The sequence below is a fragment of the Rhodococcus sp. MS16 genome, from assembly GCF_013277795.1.
GTDB lineage: Bacteria > Actinomycetota > Actinomycetes > Mycobacteriales > Mycobacteriaceae > Rhodococcus_F > Rhodococcus_F globerula.
In genome coordinates this window covers 26,086-46,173 of record NZ_VBTM01000006.1, presented here as the reverse complement: position 1 = coordinate 46,173, position 20,088 = coordinate 26,086, and the positions used below count along the sequence as shown (strand labels likewise).

19 protein-coding genes and 1 tRNA gene are annotated in these 20,088 nt (G+C 62.4%); 9 read left to right on the top strand and 11 right to left on the bottom strand.

Annotated elements, in window-relative coordinates; all coding sequences use genetic code 11:
• The first annotated feature begins 11 nt into the window (after positions 1-11).
• The gene (locus tag FEZ60_RS18000) at positions 12-839 is read left to right on the top strand and encodes a serine hydrolase (protein WP_172936674.1); all 828 of its coding nucleotides are present in this window, start codon (positions 12-14) and stop codon (positions 837-839) included.
• Positions 840-962: 123 nt separating this feature from the next.
• Positions 963-1,469, top strand: coding sequence for a DUF3145 domain-containing protein (locus tag FEZ60_RS17995; protein ID WP_033233089.1), 507 nt, complete (start codon positions 963-965; stop codon positions 1,467-1,469).
• Between the two features lie 69 nt (positions 1,470-1,538).
• Here the strand turns inward: FEZ60_RS17995 and FEZ60_RS17990 are convergent, their stop codons facing one another.
• From FEZ60_RS17990 to aceE, 6 genes are all read right to left on the bottom strand, one after another.
• A complete protein-coding gene (locus FEZ60_RS17990; RefSeq protein WP_033233092.1) occupies positions 1,539-2,972 on the bottom strand; it encodes a carboxyl transferase domain-containing protein in 1,434 nt (477 codons plus the stop codon).
• A 108-nt stretch (positions 2,973-3,080) separates the two neighbouring features.
• Positions 3,081-4,331, bottom strand: a complete 1,251-nt coding sequence (locus FEZ60_RS17985) for a KasA/KasB family beta-ketoacyl-ACP synthase (protein WP_033233094.1) — start codon at positions 4,329-4,331, stop codon at positions 3,081-3,083.
• 7 nt (positions 4,332-4,338) lie between these two features.
• On the bottom strand, positions 4,339-4,614 hold the full coding sequence (acpM, locus tag FEZ60_RS17980) for a meromycolate extension acyl carrier protein AcpM (RefSeq protein ID WP_033233096.1): 276 nt from the start codon (positions 4,612-4,614) through the stop codon (positions 4,339-4,341).
• 83 nt (positions 4,615-4,697) lie between these two features.
• On the bottom strand, positions 4,698-5,606 hold the full coding sequence (locus FEZ60_RS17975; protein ID WP_033233098.1) for an ACP S-malonyltransferase: 909 nt from the start codon (positions 5,604-5,606) through the stop codon (positions 4,698-4,700).
• A 142-nt stretch (positions 5,607-5,748) separates the two neighbouring features.
• Positions 5,749-7,077 carry a helix-turn-helix domain-containing protein gene (locus FEZ60_RS17970; protein ID WP_084702724.1) on the bottom strand — a complete coding sequence of 443 codons (1,329 nt, stop codon included), beginning with the start codon at positions 7,075-7,077 and terminating at the stop codon, positions 5,749-5,751.
• A gap of 83 nt (positions 7,078-7,160) precedes the next feature.
• On the bottom strand, positions 7,161-10,016 hold the full coding sequence (gene aceE, locus FEZ60_RS17965) for a pyruvate dehydrogenase (acetyl-transferring), homodimeric type (RefSeq protein ID WP_172936673.1): 2,856 nt from the start codon (positions 10,014-10,016) through the stop codon (positions 7,161-7,163).
• Between the two features lie 271 nt (positions 10,017-10,287).
• Between aceE and FEZ60_RS32550 the strand changes: the two genes are divergently transcribed.
• The 5 genes from FEZ60_RS32550 (at position 10,288) to FEZ60_RS17940 (ending at position 13,811) form a co-directional block, all read left to right on the top strand.
• Positions 10,288-10,818 (top strand): hypothetical protein, encoded by a 531-nt coding sequence (locus FEZ60_RS32550; RefSeq protein WP_242484692.1) that lies wholly within the window; start codon positions 10,288-10,290, stop codon positions 10,816-10,818.
• Between the two features lie 177 nt (positions 10,819-10,995).
• The gene (locus FEZ60_RS17955) at positions 10,996-11,421 is read left to right on the top strand and encodes a DUF3052 domain-containing protein (RefSeq protein ID WP_033233108.1); all 426 of its coding nucleotides are present in this window, start codon (positions 10,996-10,998) and stop codon (positions 11,419-11,421) included.
• A gap of 104 nt (positions 11,422-11,525) precedes the next feature.
• Positions 11,526-11,990 (top strand): peroxiredoxin, encoded by a 465-nt coding sequence (locus tag FEZ60_RS17950; protein WP_033233192.1) that lies wholly within the window; start codon positions 11,526-11,528, stop codon positions 11,988-11,990.
• Positions 11,991-12,022: 32 nt separating this feature from the next.
• Positions 12,023-12,094: transfer RNA gene (locus tag FEZ60_RS17945), tRNA-Val, on the top strand.
• Between the two features lie 154 nt (positions 12,095-12,248).
• The gene (locus tag FEZ60_RS17940; protein WP_141486106.1) at positions 12,249-13,811 is read left to right on the top strand and encodes a bifunctional 3-(3-hydroxy-phenyl)propionate/3-hydroxycinnamic acid hydroxylase; all 1,563 of its coding nucleotides are present in this window, start codon (positions 12,249-12,251) and stop codon (positions 13,809-13,811) included.
• Here the strand turns inward: FEZ60_RS17940 and FEZ60_RS17935 are convergent.
• Together FEZ60_RS17935 and FEZ60_RS17930 are read right to left on the bottom strand one after the other, a co-directional pair.
• Positions 13,784-14,461 carry a YceI family protein gene (locus tag FEZ60_RS17935; RefSeq protein WP_045067125.1) on the bottom strand — a complete coding sequence of 226 codons (678 nt, stop codon included), beginning with the start codon at positions 14,459-14,461 and terminating at the stop codon, positions 13,784-13,786. The two genes, FEZ60_RS17940 and FEZ60_RS17935, sit on opposite strands and share 28 nt — an antisense overlap.
• An 11-nt stretch (positions 14,462-14,472) precedes the next feature.
• Positions 14,473-15,786, bottom strand: a complete 1,314-nt coding sequence (locus tag FEZ60_RS17930) for a glycosyltransferase (RefSeq protein WP_141486105.1) — start codon at positions 15,784-15,786, stop codon at positions 14,473-14,475.
• Positions 15,787-15,937: 151 nt separating this feature from the next.
• On the opposite strand from FEZ60_RS17930, the gene FEZ60_RS17925 reads away from it, so the two are divergent.
• Together FEZ60_RS17925 and FEZ60_RS17920 are read left to right on the top strand one after the other, a co-directional pair.
• Positions 15,938-16,993 (top strand): type III polyketide synthase, encoded by a 1,056-nt coding sequence (locus FEZ60_RS17925; protein WP_172936672.1) that lies wholly within the window; start codon positions 15,938-15,940, stop codon positions 16,991-16,993.
• Positions 16,994-17,027: 34 nt separating this feature from the next.
• A complete protein-coding gene (locus FEZ60_RS17920) occupies positions 17,028-18,032 on the top strand; it encodes a cobalamin biosynthesis protein (protein WP_141486104.1) in 1,005 nt (334 codons plus the stop codon).
• Here FEZ60_RS17920 and FEZ60_RS17915 read toward each other — a convergent pair.
• From FEZ60_RS17915 to FEZ60_RS17905, 3 genes are read right to left on the bottom strand one after another with little or no spacing between them, the layout of a single operon-like run.
• Positions 17,973-18,866 carry an SURF1 family protein gene (locus tag FEZ60_RS17915; protein WP_141486103.1) on the bottom strand — a complete coding sequence of 298 codons (894 nt, stop codon included), beginning with the start codon at positions 18,864-18,866 and terminating at the stop codon, positions 17,973-17,975. The two genes, FEZ60_RS17920 and FEZ60_RS17915, sit on opposite strands and share 60 nt — an antisense overlap.
• A gap of 50 nt (positions 18,867-18,916) precedes the next feature.
• On the bottom strand, positions 18,917-19,393 hold the full coding sequence (locus FEZ60_RS17910) for a low molecular weight protein-tyrosine-phosphatase (RefSeq protein WP_045067133.1): 477 nt from the start codon (positions 19,391-19,393) through the stop codon (positions 18,917-18,919).
• The gene (locus FEZ60_RS17905) at positions 19,380-20,066 is read right to left on the bottom strand and encodes an HAD-IA family hydrolase (RefSeq protein WP_033233120.1); all 687 of its coding nucleotides are present in this window, start codon (positions 20,064-20,066) and stop codon (positions 19,380-19,382) included. Before FEZ60_RS17905 ends, FEZ60_RS17910 begins: the two co-directional genes overlap by 14 nt.
• Between the last annotated feature and the right edge of the window lie 22 nt (positions 20,067-20,088).

The following is a 20,088-nucleotide window of genomic DNA, read 5'->3' as shown; positions in this document are numbered from 1 at the left end:
AGTCTGATCGGGTGCACAGTCTTGACGTCATCGATCAGTGGCCCGTCGACAATGCGGCAGCGGTCGTCCTCACGGGAGAACATTCCGGCGGGGGCGGCCGCATTTCTGCGTCGAACGGCGACCAGAACCGCGTGTTCCCATTGGCTTCGGTAACAAAACTCCTGTGCGCCTACGCAATTCTGGTTGCCGTGGAGGAAGGCGCCGTCGAGCTGGATCAACCAGCAGGCCCCGAAGGATCCACGGTGCGGCATCTGCTGGCTCACGCGTCCGGCCTGGCCTTCGGGGAGCGGACCGTCCAAGCTCCCGTGGCGTCGAAGCGGATCTATTCGAGTGCGGGATTCGAGGTGCTTGCCGAATTGGTCGAACACGAAACCTCGATTCCGTTTGCCGACTACCTGGCTGAGGCGGTGTTCGAACCGCTGAAGATGACGAGCGCGGCGCTGGTCGGCCCGGCAGGCCACGGAGCGCAGGCATCGGCGGCCGACCTGGCCGGCTTCGCTGCTGAACTACTAGCCCCGACGCTGATTTCGCCGCAGACGTACAAAATGGCGACCTCGGTGCAATTCCCCGGGCTCAACGGTATTTTGCCGGGATACGGCTCCAAGCGGCCTAATGATTGGGGATTGGGCTTCGAAATACGCGGACAAAAGAATCCGCATTGGACCGGACGCGAGAATTCCGCGTCGACTTTCGGCCATTTCGGTCAGTCCGGAACCTTCCTGTGGGTGGATCCCGATATCGACGCTGCCTGCGTTGTCCTGACCGATCGCGCCTTCGGTGATTGGGCAAAGCCGCTATGGACTGAATTGTCCGATCACGTTATAACGGACATTCGGTAACAATTTTCTCTTGTTCCACTAGCGCAACACGGGTAACACAGGCACACTATTCAATCGAGCCTGCTTCACACATTCGACAGAGGTCGTTGGGGAAGACGTCCCTCGTCGAAGCAGGAGGCTCGAGTGCAACCGAATCACCTCGCGGAACTGACGACTGGTGTGGTCTTCATCCACTCGTCACCCGCAGCGCTGTGCCCGCACGTGGATTGGGCTTTGTCCGCCGCGTTGGGCTGTCCTGCCAAACTGCGGTGGACATCGCAGTTGGCAGACAATGGACTGCTGCGTGCAACAACGGATTGGTCGGGGCCCGTCGGAACCGGTGCCCGACTGGTGGATTCACTACGGGCGTGGCCGAAGCTTCGATTCGAGGTCACCGAGAACCCCAGTGCCGGCGTGGACGGTGAGCGCTACAGCCACGTTCCCAGTCTCGGGCTGTGGCGCGGTTCCACCAGTGCCAACGGAGACGTTGTTGTCGGCGAACTGCGGCTTCGATCCATCATCGACGCGGGCGGCGACATCGTCGGAGAAATCGACCGGGCAATGGGGGCGCCCTGGGACGAAGAGTTGGAACCGTATCGATGCTCCGGCGAGGGCGCTGAAGTGATGTGGTTGCACCGCCGCGTCAGCTGATCCGCAAGCGTGAATGAAAAGGTGAGCCTCGCCGTTATCGGCGGGGCTCACCTTGCGTTCGACGCGTTCTTACAGCGGAATATTCTTGTGCTGCCCACGCACATTCGGAGCGGCGGCAAGGGCGGCCGTGACGATACTGCGAGTTTTCGCGGGATCGATTTCCCGATCCACCACACCCATCTCGACGGCCCGGTCGACGCCGCCTGCGATGGCTTCGTGTTCAGCGGCCAACCGGTCGTGGAGGGCTTCGCGTTCGTCGTCGGGAGCGGCGGCGAGGGCGCGCTTGTGCAGGATTCCGACCGCGGCCTTGGCGCCCATGACGGCGACCTCGGAATTCGGCCACGCAAATACAGCCGTGGCACCGAGGGCCCGTGAATTCATGGCAATGTAGGCGCCGCCGTAGATCTTTCGGGTGACAACGGTGACGCGGGGGACGCTGGCTTCGGCAAAGGCATGCAACAGCTTTGCGCCGCGGCGGACGACGCCTTCCCATTCCATCGACACGCCGGGGAGATATCCGGGGACGTCGACGACTACGACGAGTGGCACACCGAAGGCATTGCAGAGGCGAACGAATCGCGCGGCCTTCTCGGCGCTCTCGGAGTTGAGGCAGCCGCCGAGTCGCAGCGGATTGTTGGCAATGACACCAACAGTGCGACCGGCCATCCGGCCGAATCCTGTGACGATGCTGCGCGCGTAGTTACCTTGCAGCTCTTCGAAACTCGATTCACCTTCGACGTTGTCGAGCAGTTCGTGAACGATCGGACGCACGTCGTACGCGCGCTTCGCCGACGCCGGCATCATCGCCCGCAAATCGGAATCGCCGAGTTCGGCGGCGCGCTGATCGAACGTGCCTTGGTCGCAGAGCATGGAGACGAGTCGACGGGCCCGATGCAGGGCGTCGGACTCGTCATGCGCGGCGATGTGTGCGACGCCTGACTTCTTGCTGTGGGTGTCCGGTCCGCCGAGCGAGACCATGTCGACCTGTTCGCCGGTCACACTGCGTACGACGTCGGGTCCGGTGACGAACACTCGACCTTCGGGCGCCATGATGACGACGTCGGTCAAAGCCGGTCCGTACGCCGCGCCGCCTGCGGCAAATCCGAGGACAACCGAAATCTGTGGGATAAGGCCTGATGCGCGGACCATTGCCTCGAAGACAAGTCCGACAGCGTGCAGAGCTTCGACGCCTTCAGCGAGGCGAGCGCCACCGGAATGCCAGAGCCCCACGATGGGGGTCTGCTCGTCGATGGCGGTGTTGATGGCGTCGACCAGATGCTTGCATCCGTCGAGGCCCATGGCGCCACCCATGACGGTGGCGTCGGAACAGTAGGCGATGGTGCGGACGCCGTCGATTTTTCCGGATGCGGCGAGCACACCTGACTTGTCGCGCGGGTGAAGCGGAACCGTGGTTCCCGGATCGAACAGATTCTCCAGGCGCGCAAGGGGATCACGCGGATCTGTCGACGATTCGGACTTAGTCACGGGGGCCAGGATGGTCATCGCGTCCTCCTTCAATACGTGCCTTCGGCAGAAATGCCGATCGGTGTGCCCGCGGGTGATGTTGTCATTTCCGTTCCAACATCACCCGCGGACAAGGTCAACGACTGGCTATGCCCGGCCGAAAGCGAGCGCAACATTGTGCCCACCGAAACCGAACGAGTTGTTCAGTGCGAAATCGAAACTGCCGGTTCGGGCTTCGCCCTTGACGACGTCGAGATCGATCTCTGGATCCTGGTTGTCGAGATTGAGCGTCGGCGGAATGATCCCGTCGCGCACAGCCAGAACCGTCAGAACGGACTCGAGGGCGCCGACAGCGCCGATCGAGTGTCCCAGTGCGGATTTCGGTCCGTACACCGCCGCGTGGTTGCCCACGGCGGAGTTGATTGCCGTTGCCTCTGCGATGTCGCCGATCGGCGTCGCGGTGGCGTGAGCATTGATGTGCTTGATGTCGGCCTTCGAGAGACCGGCCATCTCGATTGCCCGCGTCATGGCTCGAGCCGCGCCCAGACCCTCGGGATGCGGTGCCACGATGTGGTAACCGTCGGATGTGATTCCCGCGCCCAACAAACGTGCGTGAATCGTGGCGCCACGCGCCTTTGCATGCTCCTCGGTTTCGAGGATCATCAGCGCGCCGGCTTCACCGAACACAAATCCGTCGCGGTCCTTGTCGAACGGACGCGAAGCCGCGGTCGGATTGTCGTTATTGGTGCTCATCGCACGCATCATGGCAAAACTTGCGATGGGAACGGCGTCGATGAAGCTCTCGACTCCGCCGGCCACCACCATGTCCACGTCACCCATGACCAGCATGCGGTGCGCGTGGGCGATCGCTTCGGAACCCGACGAACATGCGGAGACGGGAGTGATGACGCCACCACGGGCGCCGAGCTCGAGTCCCACCGTTGCCGCCGGCCCGTTCGGCATGACCATCTGCACCGAGAACGGAGACACCTTGCGGTATCCACCTCCGCGAAGCTTGTCGACTGCGTCGATCAGCGTGTCGCCGCCGCCGAGTCCGGTGCCGATGACAACCGCGAGGCGGTCCTGATCGACCTCGGGACTGCCGGCATTGCTCCACACAGTCCGGCCGAGGGTCAGCGCGAGTCGTTCGACCCAGCTCATCCGTCGGATTTCAACTCTCGACAGACCCTCGTCCGGTGAAACTTTGAGGTGCCCGCCGATGCGAATCGGAAGGTCGAATTCGTCGATGAACGGGTCGTCGAGGACTCCGATGCCGCTTTCGCCGGCGAGCAAAGCCTTCCACGTGCCATCCACATCACCAGCCACCGACGTCGTCGTCGCGAGGCTCGTGACAACGATGTCGGGAAATTTCCCCCTGCGGGTAGAAGCGGAAGTCACGGTCGGCTCACTCTGCGTTCTTGGCTTCGGCGCCTTCGGCTTCGAGCTTCTGGATGTACGCGACGATGTCGCCGACGGTGCGCAGGCCGGCCAGATCCTCGTCCGGAACCTTGACGCCGTACTTGTCTTCCGTCTGAACTGCGATCTCGACCATGGACAGGGAGTCGATATCGAGGTCGTCGACGAACGACTTGTCAGCGGTGACCTCGGAAGGCTCGATTCCGGTGACCTCCTCGACGATCTGGCCGAGTTCCGCGATGATTTCTTCCTGAGTGTGGGCCACTGGTGTGGCTCCCTTCTTGATCGATTGAGGTGGTGAACCAAGTCCAGCTTCTGGGCAGCTGAACTCAGGGTGAAGCGCCCGGGCTAGGTCAGTCCGGACAGAGCGGAGATATCCTCCGGGTTCTTGAGGGCCACCGTCGGAGTGCCACGCATTTCGCGCTTGGCAATACCGACGAGGGTTCCGGCCGGCGGGAGTTCGACGATCGCGGTGACTTCTGCGGTCCGCAACGAAGCGGAGCAGAGGTCCCAACGAACGGGTCGAGTTACCTGCGCGGCAAGTTTTGTGAGGGCGTCGGCACCAGAGGAGACCGGTGCGCCGTCCGAGTTGGACAGCAGCGTGCGCGTGGGATCAGACGGGGTGATCTTGGCGGCAGCAGCTGCAACGGCGTCCTGGGCCGGAGCCATGAATCGGGTGTGGAAGGCACCGGCGACGGGAAGTGCCCGCACGCGAGCCTTCTCGGGTGCGCTGGCCGCAAGCTCTTCGAGGGCGCTGAGTAAACCGGCTGCAACAATCTGACCCGCAGCATTTCGGTTAGCGGCTTCGAGTCCGAGTTCCTCGATGCGGGCCAGTACCTCGGCTTCGTCACCGCCGAGGACCGCGGACATGCCGGTGGGCTCGAGTGCGCATGCCTTGGCCATCTCCGCGCCGCGCAGTGCTGCGAGTGCGACAGCTTCGTCAGCAGTGATGACGCCCGCGATTGCCGCCGCGGCGAGTTCGCCCACCGAGTGACCGGCGGCAATGACGCCAGTTCCGAGGAGGCCCTGCGATTCGATTTCCTCGTAGGCAAGCAGTGCTGCTGCGACGACCAGGGGCTGAGTCACGGACGTGTCCGTGATTTCTTCCGCGGTCGCGGTGGTTCCGAGACGGACGAGGTCGAGACCTGCGGCTTTCGACCACATTTCCAGGCGGTCTTGCGCTCCGGGCAATGCCAGCCATGGGCTGAGCATGCCGGGTGTCTGAGAGCCCTGTCCCGGGGCAAGCAAGGAAATCACTTATTAAGAGAACACTGGCAGCAGTGAAGTTCGAGATGTCGGTGGCGATGAACTCTGGTGGTGTGTTTTGTAGGTTTCCCACAAATTCCCACGTCGCGTTTCCTCATCGGAATTGGACGCGAAAGGGTTACAAGGCAATTTGTCACACTGTGAACGGTGTGACGGGAGTGAACGTTGTGTCCGATTTGTTATCGATTTCGCTTAATCGGCCCACGGTAGCGGCTATACGCAGGACGTACGCGTCCCGTGGATTGGTTGGATCCCGACCGGTCACTTCGGTAATTCGTTTCAGGCGGTATCGCACCGTATTTGGATGAACAAACAGCTGACGTGCACAAGTCTCAACCGCACCTCCACAGTCGAGATAAGTGTCCAAAGTGTCGGTCAAGACGGAGCCACTTTCCGCCAACGGAGTAACGAGATGATCCTGGAGAGCGTCGACGGCAGCTTGATCGCCGAGTAGTGCGCGTTCCGGCAGTAGCTCCGTCGCAAACACCGGGCGCGGCGCTCCCCGCCATCCCACGACCGCTTTAATTCCGGCAAAAGCCTCAGACGCACTGAAATGCGCGGCGCTCAGACTTGGGGTCGTCGGGCCGATCACCACCGGGCCGCCGGCGAAGCTCCGCAGAAGATCCTGCATGAACTCGCTCTGCGCGGACTTGCTGGTCACGTCGCCGCTGACAACCATCACCAGGCGGCTGCCCTGAACGACTGCGAGTACCGCTCGGCCGTGGGCCGCAGCAGTGGCGTGGACGGTTCCTGCGACCGAGACCCGTTCATCGGGCGGCGGTGATCCGACGATGACCGTTGCCGGAGCAGTTGCATCCCAATTCAACGTGGCAGCGCGCGAGAGCATGTCGGAGCCGGTATCGCCGCGGACCACGGCGTCGACCACCAGTGCTTCCAGTCGGCTGTCCAATGCGCCACGCGATTCAGCGGCGCTGGCGTACACCGATGCAGCAGCAAATCCGAGTTCACGTCCGTACCGAAGAACGGCCTCGGTCAACGCGATGAGCTGCTGATCGTTGCGAGCCAACGCCGGCAACCACTTCTCGAAGAACTCCATGGCAACGCGAACCATGTCGACCGTCTGCCGCAGCGTCAGTCGCCGCGCCAACTCCTGAGGAATGACCGGAAAGGACTCGTATCCGAAGCTGATCTCCGAATCCAACTGCCTGAGCCATTCGAGGAAATTCACCACTGACGTCTGCACCAACAGTTGAACGTCTGCGCGGTGGGACGCGTCCAGGGTGTCGAAGAACGGGAGTTGCTCCTCCATGACCGTCACGGCTTCGGTCGCCAGCCGTCCGGAGAACTGTTTGACCCGCCGCAGCAAAGCCTCGGGCAGTGGATCGCGAACCTGACGCCGCCGCGACAGCGACGCCTGCAACCCGGAAGTCGACGACCGGATGCGTCGTACTCCTACCGGAGGTACCCCGGATGCAGGCACATCAGAATCAGGATCAGGCATGACAAAAACCTACGCCCATCGCTGCGGATGTCGTGATGACACCCGCAGCAATGGGCGGAAGTGGTTATCGGTAGCGGTGGAAACTATGCGCTACCGGTGTCCCCGGTCTGCTCGGGAGCAGCATTCACATCGTCGATGCGGTACCGACCAGCTGCCTCGACGGCCTTGCTTCGGTCGATCGAACCTTCCTTGGCCAGACCGTTGAGCACGGCCACGGCGATCGACTCGGCATCGACGTTGAAGTAACGACGAGCGGCAGTGCGGGTATCGGAGAATCCGAAACCGTCGGTGCCCAGCGTGATGTAGTCGCCCGGAACCCACTGGCGGATCTGATCCGGGACGGCGCGCATCCAGTCCGATGCCGCCACAACGGGACCCTGCGCCGACGCCAACGCGTTGGTGACGAAGGGAACCGGAGCGTCGACGCCCGGGTTGAGCAGAGCCTGACGCTCGCACTCGACACCCTCGCGGCGCAGTTCGCCCCACGACGTGACGGACCAGATGTCAGCCGAGACACCCCAGTCGTCTGCGAGCATCTGCTGAGCCCGCAGACCTTCCGGCATGGCAACACCGGAAACGAGGATCTGAGCCTTCGGGCCCTGCGCATCGGATGCCTTGTAGAGGTAGATGCCCTTGAGCAGTCCCTCGATGTCCAGGTCGGCAGGCTCGGCAGGCTGCACGTACGGCTCGTTGTAGATGGTGAGGTAGTAGAAGATGTTCTCGCCGCCGAAGCCGGCAACACCCTCGGTACCGCCGTACATACGACGCAGGCCGTCCTTGACGATGTGCGCCAACTCGTACGAGAACGCCGCGTCGTAGGTGACCGCGGCCGGGTTGGTGGATGCCAGGAGCAGCGAATGTCCGTCGGCGTGCTGCAAGCCCTCACCGGTCAGCGTCGTGCGACCGGCAGTTGCGCCGAGAACAAATCCGCGGGCCATCTGGTCGGCTGCTGCCCACAGGCCGTCGCCGGTGCGCTGGAAACCGAACATCGAGTAGAAGATGTACAGCGGAATCATCGGTTCGCCATGCGTCGCGTACGACGTGCCGACCGCGGTGAACGACGCCGTCGAGCCGGCTTCGTTGATGCCCTCGTGCAGGATCTGGCCGACCGGGCTCTCCTTGTAGGCGAGCATGAGTTCGGCGTCGACGGACGTGTAGAGCTGTCCGTTGCGGTTGTAGATCTTCAGCGACGGGAACCACGAGTCCATACCGAAGGTGCGGGCCTCGTCCGGGATGATCGGCACGATGCGCTTGCCGATCTCCTTGTCGCGCAGCAGTTCCTTGAGGATGCGGACGATGGCCATGGTCGTGGCCACTTCCTGCTTGCCCGAACCCTTGCGGATGACGTCGTACGTCTTGTCCTCGGGAAGCTTCAGCGGTGCTGCGTCCGTGTTGCGGGACGGCAGGAAACCGCCGAGTGCCTTTCGGCGATCGAGCATGTACTGGATCTCGGGAGCGTCGTTGCCTGGGTGGTAGTACGGAGGCAGGTACGGATCCTTCTCGAGCTCGGCATCCGAGATCGGGATGTGCTGCATGTCGCGGAAGGCCTTCAGATCGTCCAGCGTCAGCTTCTTCATCTGGTGCGTCGCGTTGCGGCCCTCGAAATGCTTGCCGAGCGTGTAGCCCTTGATGGTGTGCGCGAGGATGACCGTCGGCTGGCCCTTGTGAGCCATCGCGGCGGCGTACGCGGCGTGAACCTTGCGGTAGTCGTGGCCACCACGCTTGAGGTTCCAGATTTCCGGATCGGTGAGGTCCTTGACCAGTTCCTTGGTACGCGGGTCGCGGCCGAAGAAGTGATCACGCACGAACGCGCCGTCGTTGGCCTTGTAGGTCTGGAAGTCGCCGTCCGGAGTCACGTTCATCAGGTTGACGAGCGCGCCGTCCTTGTCGGCGTGCAGCAGTGAATCCCACTCGCGGCCCCATACGACCTTGATGACGTTCCAGCCTGCGCCGCGGAAGAACGACTCCAACTCCTGGATGATCTTGCCGTTGCCGCGAACCGGGCCGTCGAGGCGCTGCAGGTTGCAGTTGACGACAAACGTCAGATTGTCGAGGCCTTCGGTCGCCGCGACGTGTGCAAGACCGCGCGACTCCGGCTCGTCCATTTCGCCGTCGCCGAGGAATGCCCACACATGCTGATCGGTGGTGTCCTTGATGCCGCGATCGTTGAGGTAGTGGTTGTACCGCGCCTGGTAGATGGCGTTCATCGGGCCGAGGCCCATCGATACCGTCGGGAACTCCCAGAAGTCGGGGAGCAGGCGGGGGTGCGGGTACGACGGGAGTCCGCCGCCCTTGTCGGCGTGGCTCTGCTCCTGACGGAAGCCGTCCATCTGCTCAGCCGGGATGCGGCCTTCGAGGAACGCTCGCGCGTAGATGCCGGGGGAGGCGTGGCCCTGGATGAAGATGTGGTCACCGCCGCCCGGATGATCCTTGCCGCGGAAGAAGTGGTTGAAGCCCACCTCGTACAACGCGGCGGAGGACGCGTAGGTGGAGATGTGGCCACCGACGCCGACGCCGGGGCGCTGCGCGCGGTGCACCATGATGGCTGCGTTCCAGCGGATCCAAGCGCGGTAACGGCGTTCGACTTCTTCGTCGCCCGGGAACCACGGTTCGTTCTCGGTCGGGATCGTGTTGACGTAATCGGTGGACGTCAGGGCGGGCAGTGCGACGTGCTTCTCGCCGGCGCGTTCGAGCATGCGCAGCATCAGGTAGCGGGCGCGGGTCGGGCCTGATCGATCCAGAAGTCCGTCGAACGACTCGAGCCATTCAGTGGTTTCGTCCGGGTCGATGTCCGGCAGGTACGACGCGACGCCTTCGCGAATGACGCGAACACGGCCGTCCGCTCCAGGGGGTGCGCTTGGGGATGGTGAACCTGGCACTCCCGTGCCCCCGGACTCGGCGTTCGGCTCGGACGAGGGACCCTGGATCAGGTCAGACAACGTGTGCTCCTCAGAGGGGTTAGGGACGCGTGGTTGGGCGTCCTTACGTAGGTGACCGGGACCTTGTTAGGTCCGATCCACTTCCATGATGAATATGGCGCGTACCTCATCTTTCACCATCCCGGTCGGCCTGGCACACTGTGGCCCCGGTTACCGTCGGGTAGCGTTCTCGAGTTCGACGTTCGGCTGCAAGAGTTGCCGGTGGCAACGCGATGTGAGGGGGGATTCGTCGGTGATGAAGGCGGGACCGGTCAGGGGATCGGGAAAAAGCGTGGACCGGTATCGACGTCGTGGATTAGTTGTCGCGATCGGCGCGTTGACGGTGGGTTCTGTGGTGATCGTGGGGTGTTCGGGTGCCGTCGAGGGATCACCGACTCCGAACAGGGTGCAGGCTGCTGCCTATCAGGCCGAGGTGACGGCGTCGATTGCAGCATCGTCGTCGAAAGCTGCAGCCGACGCGGTCGAGATCGCGTTCCAGACCTGTGAAGAGCTGATACGCCGATCGAAGGACGATGTGGCCGTCTTCAACGCCTACATCGACGCCAACAACAACGACGAGTCCGACGTGACGAGCAAAGCGCAGGCAGCTGCGTCCTCGGCAGACGAATTCGCAGGGTGGCTCGACACCGCGACCGCGGACGTTCCCGCCGCGCTGTCCGGACTGTTCGGAGACCTGGCCGACAACCTCCGGTCGATCGCCGGCGTCGTCAAGCGCGACCATTCGCCGGACGAAATCAATTCGATCACCGATACAACCAATTCAATTCGGGATTCGATCCGCACCGAATGCGGAGCGCTGTGACCTGCAGATTTTCGAAGGCGTAGGGTTCCGGGCGTGTCTGCGGACACAAATCCGGAAAAGTTTTCGGCGTGGTCGGCTTGCGCTAACGCCTTCGACCATGTTCGCTTTCCCTAATCGAACGTTAAACGGTCGGTGCGCGGGGACTCCGTGCACCATCAACAAAAGGAGGACCCCACCGTGGTCGCCGCGGCGGATGCCCAGAACTACGCTCAGAAACTCGGGATTACTGCCGATATGGTGGTGCAGGAACTGGGCTGGGATGAGGATACCGACGACGGCATTCGTGCCGCGGTTGAGGAAACCATCGGCGGGGAAATGCTCGACGAGGATTCGGACGAAGTCATTGATGTCGTGCTGCTGTGGTGGCGCGATGAAGACGGAGACCTTGTCGACGCGCTGATGGATGCCATCGGTCCTCTCGCAGACGAAGGTTTTGTCTGGGTTCTCACACCTAAGACAGGGCGCGACGGACACGTCGAGCCCAGCGAGATCGCTGAATCTGCCCCTACAGCAGGACTGACTCAGACGTCTGCTGCGAACCTCGGTGACTGGTCGGCAAGCCGACTCGTTCAGCCGAAGGCTCGCCCAGCAGGCAAGCGCTGATCAAGCCCGCATCGAGCAACAGTGCATCGGATGACGCAAGTGCGACGTCCGATGCACTGTCGTATTTCCGAAACTTTTCCTATCGTCAGTGAAGGATGAAATCCATGCCTCTCGAAGTTGGTGCTCAGGCACCGGAATTCACGTTGAAGGATCAGAACAACCAGGAAGTCTCGCTCGCAGACTTCCGCGGTAAGAAGAACGTTCTGCTCGTCTTCTACCCGTTGGCTTTCACCGGAACTTGCCAGGGCGAACTCTGCAAGGTCCGCGACGAGCTTCCGACGTTCGAAAACGACGACACGGCAATCCTGGCCATCTCCGTCGGCGCTTCGCCGACACACAAGATCTGGTCCGCCGAGCAGGGCTACACCTTCCCGTTGCTTTCCGATTTCTGGCCGCACGGTGAGGTTGCGCAGAAGTACGGCGTGTTCAACGACAAGCTGGGCTTCGCTAACCGTGGAACCTTTGTCATCGACAAGGATGGAATCATCCGTTTTGCCGAGATGAATGGCCCCGGAGAGGCCCGTGACCACGCGCTTTGGGCAAATGCGATTGCCGCGCTAGAGTCTTAGAGCACTCCCGGTGAGGTTCTCGCCGGGAGTTCGGGCGTGTAGCTCAGTGGTAGAGCTCTGGTTTTACACACCAGCGGTCGGGGGTTCGAAACCCTCCGCGCCCACCGAATGACAAAACCCTGATCTGCGCTCCGGTGTGGTCAGGGTTTTTGTTTTTCTAGTCTCCGGTCTCCGGGTTAATCTGGCTGAGGAACCCCTTGACGCAGCGGGCCCGCCCACAGATGATCGAACTCTTGCACGTCGAACTCTGGAGCATCGGTGCCAACGCACGCCCAACATGTAGCTGTACTGATCATCGGAGCTGGGCCGACTGGTATTGCCGCCGCGACGTTGCTCGCCCAACGTGGTGTCGAGACCATGGTCGTCGAACGCCACCGCGGCATCTACCCGCTTCCTCGTGCGGTGCACCTCGACGACGAGGTCCACCGGATACTCCAAAAGCTGGGTGTAGCTGACGAATTCGCCGCAATCAGCAAAACCGCCAGAGGGATGCGGTTGGTGGACGGCAGTTTGGAAACCCTGCTGGAGTTACGCCGTGAGGGCGTCGGAGAACACGGCTGGCCCCAGGCGAATATGTTCGATCAGCCTGACCTCGAGAACCTGCTCAGGCACAATCTTGCGGGCTTTCCCGCAGCCACCGTAGTCGCCGGGGTGGAGGCGACAGTGACTCGCAGCGTGGATTCCGTTGTCGAAGTTGAACTGGTGGAACAGGATTCCGGAGCGAGGCGCACAGTCACTGCTGACTTTGTGCTCGGATGCGACGGCGCGAACAGTCGGACCCGCGAGTTCCTCGGCACGAAGATGCGTGATCTCCATTTCGAAGAACTCTGGTTGGTTGTCGATGTGCGGTGCGGCGTCTCCCTCGACGTGTGGGATGGCGTCTACCAAGTGTGCGACCCGTCGCGCCCGTCGACGTTCATGCAGATCGGCCCAGACCGCTACCGGTGGGAGTTCCGGATCAATCCCGGGGAGAGCGTCGACGAACTCGCGTCAGAGGATTCTTTACGCGCATTACTGGCGCCGTGGTTCCGCGAGGTGCCCTGGGAGGCAGCGGAAGTGCTGCGTCATACCGGATACACATTCCGTGCCGTTGTGGCCGACGTGTGGGGGCGCGACGGCGTCTTCCTGCTCGGCGATGCCGCGCACTTGACGCCACCCTTCATCGGGCAAGGCATGGGTGCAGGGTTGCGTGACGCGGCCAATCTGGCGTGGAAGCTGGCGGCGGTGGTGGACGGCACTGCTGAACGGTCGATCCTCGACAGCTATCAGGAGGAACGGAAACCGCATGTGACGCAGATTGTTCGAGCTGCTGTGGCGATCGGCTGGGTGATGGCCGGCGGAAAGGGCTTCATCTCGCAGGCGCGTCAATCCATCCTGACAGCGGTGTGCCGAGTGCCGGGGTTCAGTGGACCGGCGATGAAGTCGATTTCTCCGAGGCTGCGGGCAGGGCTGTTGGCGAGGCGCCCCGTGTTGGCGAGAAACCCTGTCGGATTGATGTTTCCACAACAACATGCCGGCGACGACGATCGTCTTGGCACTGGTTTTGCTCTGGTGTATCGCGGTGAGATGGACACCCATCTCAGGGTTCTCGCGTCGGCGCTCGGAGCTGTGGAAGTGCTCGTCGGTAGTGACGAAACCGGTCGCGCGGTGTCGTCGTGGATGGATCGACACCGCGCCCGCGCAGTTCTCGTGCGCCCGGATCGGGTGGTGGCGGATTATGCAAAACTCGGGAACGGGCCTGCGCGCGAATCCACGTGGGCGCGTGCGCTGGTCGGTTCCCGAGTCGCGGCGAACTACTTGGACAGGATGATCGAGAACTGAATCTGGCCGGCGTCCTCGACGATGATGTTGGCGAACATGGTGGGCTTGTCGATCTTGTAATCGGTCCACGTGACATCGATGGCGCCGGCGGCTTCGATTCCGGCAGCCGACCTACGGATATCGAAATCAGTTGTCACCGGACGGGTTTCGCCCTTGAGAGTGAGCTCGCCGGTGATCGGGATGGTGGTGATGGTGCCGTCGGCTGGGACTGTGCTCAGGTCAACGGGTTCGGTGATGGTGAACGTCGCCTTGGGGAACTTGCTGGCGTTCATCACGGAGTTGCTGAACTGGAAGTCGCGTCGGCCGTCGTCGGTTGCGATGGTGGCAACGGCGACCTCGACGGTTCCCTCGGTCAGCTTCTCGGATTCGACGGTCGCGGTGCCGCTGACTTTCTCGGTCTGTCCGCGGACGAAGACCCGTTGTCCCTGGAGCGTTTCCCACACTTCGTAGCCGGCCTTCGATCCGGGCCCGACGGTCCACGTACCGTCGATTTCTGCCGACGCGTCGGCGGGAGCGGCGTCGTCGCTCAGTCCGAGCGCGTCCGGCTGATCACCGTGAATGAAATTTGCGTACACCCAGGGTCCGGCAAGTACGACTGCCAGCACTACGGCCACCGCGGAGCCGATCACCCACCACCATCGTTTGTTCATGAGGGCGAAGATTAGTGCAATTGTGAACCAGATGGGGGAGTTACGTTTTCGGACGCCCCCGCAATGGTTGCCGCGATGGTTGCGCTGGCTGATAGCTCGGAGAGGTCTCGTTGCAATTCCTGAGCGCGCGTGCGGAACGCTTTGTCGTCGAGGACACGTCGGACGGCCGTGGCGATGGAACGCGCACGTGGGGTGCCGCGTCGCAAGTTGATGCCGGTACCGGAGATTTCGACCCGGCGGCAGATTTCGGCTTTGTCCTCGGTGGTTCCGGCAACTACCAAGGGGACGCCGTGTGCGAGGGCGTAGTGCACGCCGCCCCAGCCTCCGTTGGTGACCATGACATCGACTTTGGGAAGAAGTTGATCGTAGGGGAGGAACTCCGCGACGCGGAGGTTCTCGGCGGTGGCCGACACGTCGGAGATCGGGCGGCCCCCCGTTGTGGCGACCACAAGTACGTCCTGATCGGCCAGGCCGCGAATTGTGGGTTCCATCAATCGATTCAGGTCACCGTTGTCGAGGGTCCCTTGTGTGACGAGCACCACTGGTCGGTCTCCGTCGAGGTCGTTCCACCAGGTGGGTGGCGTGAAATCGCTGCTCGATGTCGAGAGGATCGGGCCGCTGAACGTCAATCGGTGGTCGCGATCGCTGCGCGGATACTCGAACGATTCGGTGGTCAGCACAAATGTTTCATCGGCGAGTATGGGCCAGTTCAGAACAAAATCCGGGATCGCATTGCCGGTCAGTTGTTGGTGTTGGCGGTCGGCGGACGACTGTGCGGCGCGCAGAATTCCGTACTCGAAAGCGCTGTTGAGCGCCTGGTTGCGGATGCGTCCGGCGCGGGTCGACGACGGTGGAAACCCCGGTCCGAACGGTGCGGTATCGATGCTCGTGCACATGAGAGGTGATGTGCAGATCGCGAATACACGCGGTCGGGAAGCGGGTGATCCGCTCAGCAGCGGGATCAATCCCATGAACAAATTCTCGGCGGCGACGGCATCGACGGATGTGGATTCGATGATGCGCTCAACTGCCCTGTACTGCGCGGACATCGATGCGACAAAGATTCTCTCGAGGTCGAATCGGGAACGAAGTGGTCCGGGCCGACGTGACCGTCCTGGGAACGCGGCTTCCATGTTGTGCTCGTCGAAATCGCATTCGGGGGGAAGGGGGATGTGTGTGATTCCCGCTGAGTCGGCGCGCCGCGCGAACTTGTCGCCGGTCAGTATCGATACGGAGTGACCCGTTTCGATCAGAGCTTTTCCGACAGCGAGCATCGGAACAACGTGGCCTGTCAGCGGTGCGCTGCAGAGCAGTATCGAACTCACCGGTCTCCTTGTTTCTGTGTATCGGTCTCGGATGCATTGTGAGACTGGACAGTCCGCCAAACGACGTAGGTCCCCGTTTTGTTCTCCGATGTGATTTCATCTGAATTCTGCACACTGTAGAAGCTTCAACCAAGTTCCTCGGAGGCTCGACATGACTACCGCCTACATCAACAAGATCTCGACGGTTGTGCCAGAGCATGACATACACGATGCCTTCGTGGAGTTCGCAGACAATTCCTTCACTCTTCGGCGCAAGCAGTTGCTGTTCCGCCGTATGGCCGATCGGGCGCAGATTTCGCACCGATACTCCGGAATCAGCTCGGTTGACGACTTTTACAGCGGCGACCCCAACGGAATCAACACCGAAACGCGCATGATCGAGTTCGAACGCACCGCACCGGCACTGGCCGTGCGCGCCGTGAACGGTCTGAATCTCGGTGACCGTGCCTCCGAGGTCACCCACCTGATCGTCATCACGTGTACCGGATTCTATTCTCCCGGAATCGACTTCGAGATCATCAAACAGTGTGGGATCAGCCCGTCCGTCGAGCGCACGCAGATCGGGTTCATGGGCTGCTTCGCCGGCATCAACGGACTCAAGCTGGCGCATCACATCGTTCGTTCGGAGCCCAATGCGCGGGTCCTCGTGGTCAGCACGGAACTCTGCTCGCTGCATCTGCAGAAGTCCGAGGATCTCGAGACGATGCTCTCGTTCCTCGTGTTCGGCGACGGTTGTGCCGCCGTCCTGATCTCCGCCGAGTCCGAAGGGCTGGCGATGAATTCCTTCCAGGCAGTGATGGTTCCCGATTCCGCGGAACTGATCACGTGGAGAATCGGTGAGCTCGGCTTCGACATGGTGTTGTCCGGCAAGGTTCCCGGGACCCTGTCGCGCGCTTTGGACGATGAAAGCATGAAGCTGATTCTTGCCGGTGCGGACAAGAGTGACATCGGCTTGTGGGCTGTGCACCCCGGCGGTCGGTCCGTACTCGATGCCGTCGAAACGTCTTTGGAGTTGGTGCCGACCGATCTGGCCGCATCACGAAAGATCCTCAACGACTACGGAAACATGTCCTCGGCCACCGTGCTCTTCGTGCTGGCAGAGATGATGGAGCAGAACAAGAACGGCGAGCACAGTGGAAAGGCCGGTTGTGCGATGGCTTTCGGTCCGGGACTGACCGCGGAAACCATGCGGTTCCAGGCCGTCTGAACCTGACGGCAGCGGGCGCGGGTAGAACTGTTCTGTGCTCAACGCGTCCAAGAACCGTCACCCTGTCACTGCTCGCGCCGCCGGCCTGCTCCTCGGCTTTGCTGCCGACCGCTACTTTGCCGACCCCGCAAGGTTTCATCCCGTCGCCGGTTTCGGTACGAGTGCGATTGCTCTGCAGCGGGTTTCCTACTCCGACAGCAAGGTTGCGGGCACCGTGCACGTAACGGTGTTGTTGACCGGAGTGGGGGCACTCGGACTGGTCTCCGAAAGCGTTGCTCGACGCGGCGGGTGGCTCGCACACGCCGGTGTTATGGCCGCGGCCACGTGGGCGGTGCTCGGCGGGACGTCGCTCGCGCGGACCGGACACGACATGGCGGTGCGGCTCGAGGAATCCAGGCGAAGTGGGGACCTCACCGATGCACGCGACCTACTTCCGTCGCTGTGCGGTCGCGATCCGTCGGTCCTGGACGAGGAAGGCCTCACCCGAGCGGCCCTGGAATCGGTGGCCGAGAATACGTCCGACGCGACCGTGGGCGCGCTGCTGTGGGGTGCCGTGCTCGGTATCCCGGGCTTGTTCGTCTACCGCGCCGCAAACACATTGGACGCGATGATCGGCTACCGCTCCGAGAAGTACCGCAACTTCGGATGGGCCGCAGCCAGGTTCGACGATCTGGTCAATCTTGTGCCCGCCCGATTGACCGGTGTGATCACCGCCGCATCGGCACCGTTGGTCGGCGGTTCGCCGCGCGAGTCTCTATCCGCGTGGCGTCGTGACGCGTCGGCGCATCCGAGTCCCAATGCGGGCGTGGCCGAGGCCAGCGCTGCGGGAGCATTGGGTATCTCGCTCGGAGGACGCACGCAGTACTCCTACGGCGTCGAAATGCGTCCGGTGCTCGGAAACGGACCAGCCCCGACGCCGACGGATTTGCGCCGGGCGTCGAGGCTGTCCTCGATAGTTCAGATCGGAGCCGCGATAACGTCAGCGGCTGTTGCCGTAGCGGTCGGCAAGTTTGACTTCCTTGGCCGTTCGCGGAACTGATTCGGGCTCCGGCTTTTTGCGACGCCCGATAGTGCGTGCCGGGGTCGGAGTCGGCGCTGGAGTCGAGTCGTCGCCAGCTGTATCGGCAGACTCTTCCTTCTCCTTGCGTCGCTCCCGCCATTCCGCACGGATGAAGTACGCCAGTCCGAGTGGTGCCATGATGCCGAATGCGAGCCACTGGAATCCGTACGAGAGATACGGGCCGGCGTCGAGTTGGGGGAGCGCAATGGTGCCGAGTCCGCCGGGCTGGTCGGGCTCGAGCTGGATGTACGCGTTGACAAGATCGGTGCCGATGAACTCGCCGATCGGGCCCGCGTCGATGGAGTAGACCTGCTTAGCGCCGTCTTCGAACATCGGAACTCGGCCGGGGGCCGTGCCCTCCGACAAGCGAACCCGGCCGTTCAAGGTGACGGGATCGGTGGGCGGCGCGGCAATCGGAGGCGCTTCCGCACCCGTGATCGGCCGCACGAAGCCGCGATTGACGAGGATGGTTCGGCCGTCGTCGAGGGCGAACGGAGTCAAGACCTCGTAGGCCGGTGCACCCTCGACGGACTGAAGGCGGACGAGGATGTCGGCATCGGGGAGATAGGACCCGGCGGCTGTGATGTTTCGCCACTCGTCGGCCGGCGCGATGGTGCCGTCGGCGATGACATTGCCGATGGGCACTGTCTCCGCGTTGATGGAATTGGAGATCAGATCGTTGCGGTACTCGGTGGACGTGTTCTTTCCGAGCTGCCATGGCGCCAGCACGGTGAAGCACATGTAGGCGAAGATGCCGACCACAGCTGCCAGTACCAACCAACCGGGCCGCAACAAGAATTTGAGTCTCCGCACGACTACTACGGTATCCGTTCTTCCGAACTGAGTGAATTCAGCTCCGCGTCCTACAGTCGTTCGCGGATCCAGACCAGGATGTCCGGAATTGCCGCTTCGATCTGATCCTGGACCAGTTCGAAATCGGAGAAGTCACCGTAGTAGGGGTCCGGCACCGAGTCCCCGTCGGCATCGGGGTCGAAGGAACGCAGCAGCCGACGTCGTTCCGTCGGAACGCCAAGGTGAGCGAGCTCACGATCGTGGCCGGTGTCGAGGGGTACGACGAGGTCCGCCGACAGGTGGTCGTCGTTGACCTGAGCTGCGCTGTGGCCGGTCGGGTAGTTGGCCGCGAGGAGAATCTTGTTGGTTCGTGAGTCGGCTTCCTCGCCGCTGTGCCAGCCGTCGATACCGGCGCTGGTCACCCGAACCTGATCGTCGAGACCTTCGCGTTGCAGATGGCCGAGCAGGATTTTCTCTGCCATCGGCGACCGGCAGATATTGCCGGTGCAGACAAACGTCACGTGCAGTACTGACTTAGTGCCGGCCATCGAGTAGTCCTCCCAGTTCGGTGGTCGACGCAACCGAGTGACGGGCGCCGTCCGCTTCGGATGCGTGACCGTAACCCCATTCGACGAACAGCGCGGGAATTCCGAACTTGGCTGCTCCCAGAACGTCGTGATCGCGATCGCCCACCATGATCACATCCGCGGTGCCGCCGTCGGTTGCGCTCACCGGGGTCAGCCCGAGTTCGGTCAACGAATGCGCGATGACATCCGGCTTGGCCCGCCGGGAACCGTCGTCGCTGGCGCCGCCGATGAACTCGAAATAGTGGGCGAGGCCGAAGTGCTCGAGGATACGAATCGCAAACCGTTCCGACTTCGACGTCGCGACCGCCAAGCGGGTGCCGTGCGCGCTGGCCCGGGCGAGTACATCGTCCATACCGTCGAAGACCGAGTTTTCACTCCAGCCGACGGCGTCGTAGCGCTCGATGTACGCGCCGATCGCCGCCTCGACCTCGTCGGCGGGCATATCCATTGAGCGGAACGTGTCGATCATGGGCGGGCCGATGACTGCGGCGAGCATCTCTTCGGTGGGTTCGGGCCGGCCGACGGTAGCCAGCGCATGACGGAACCCGCGGTGGATTCCGGGGGCCGAATCGGTGATGGTTCCGTCGAGGTCGAAGAGGACAACGGGAAAACTATCGAGGGGAAGTGAGCTCAAAGAAGGTCATTATCCCGCACGT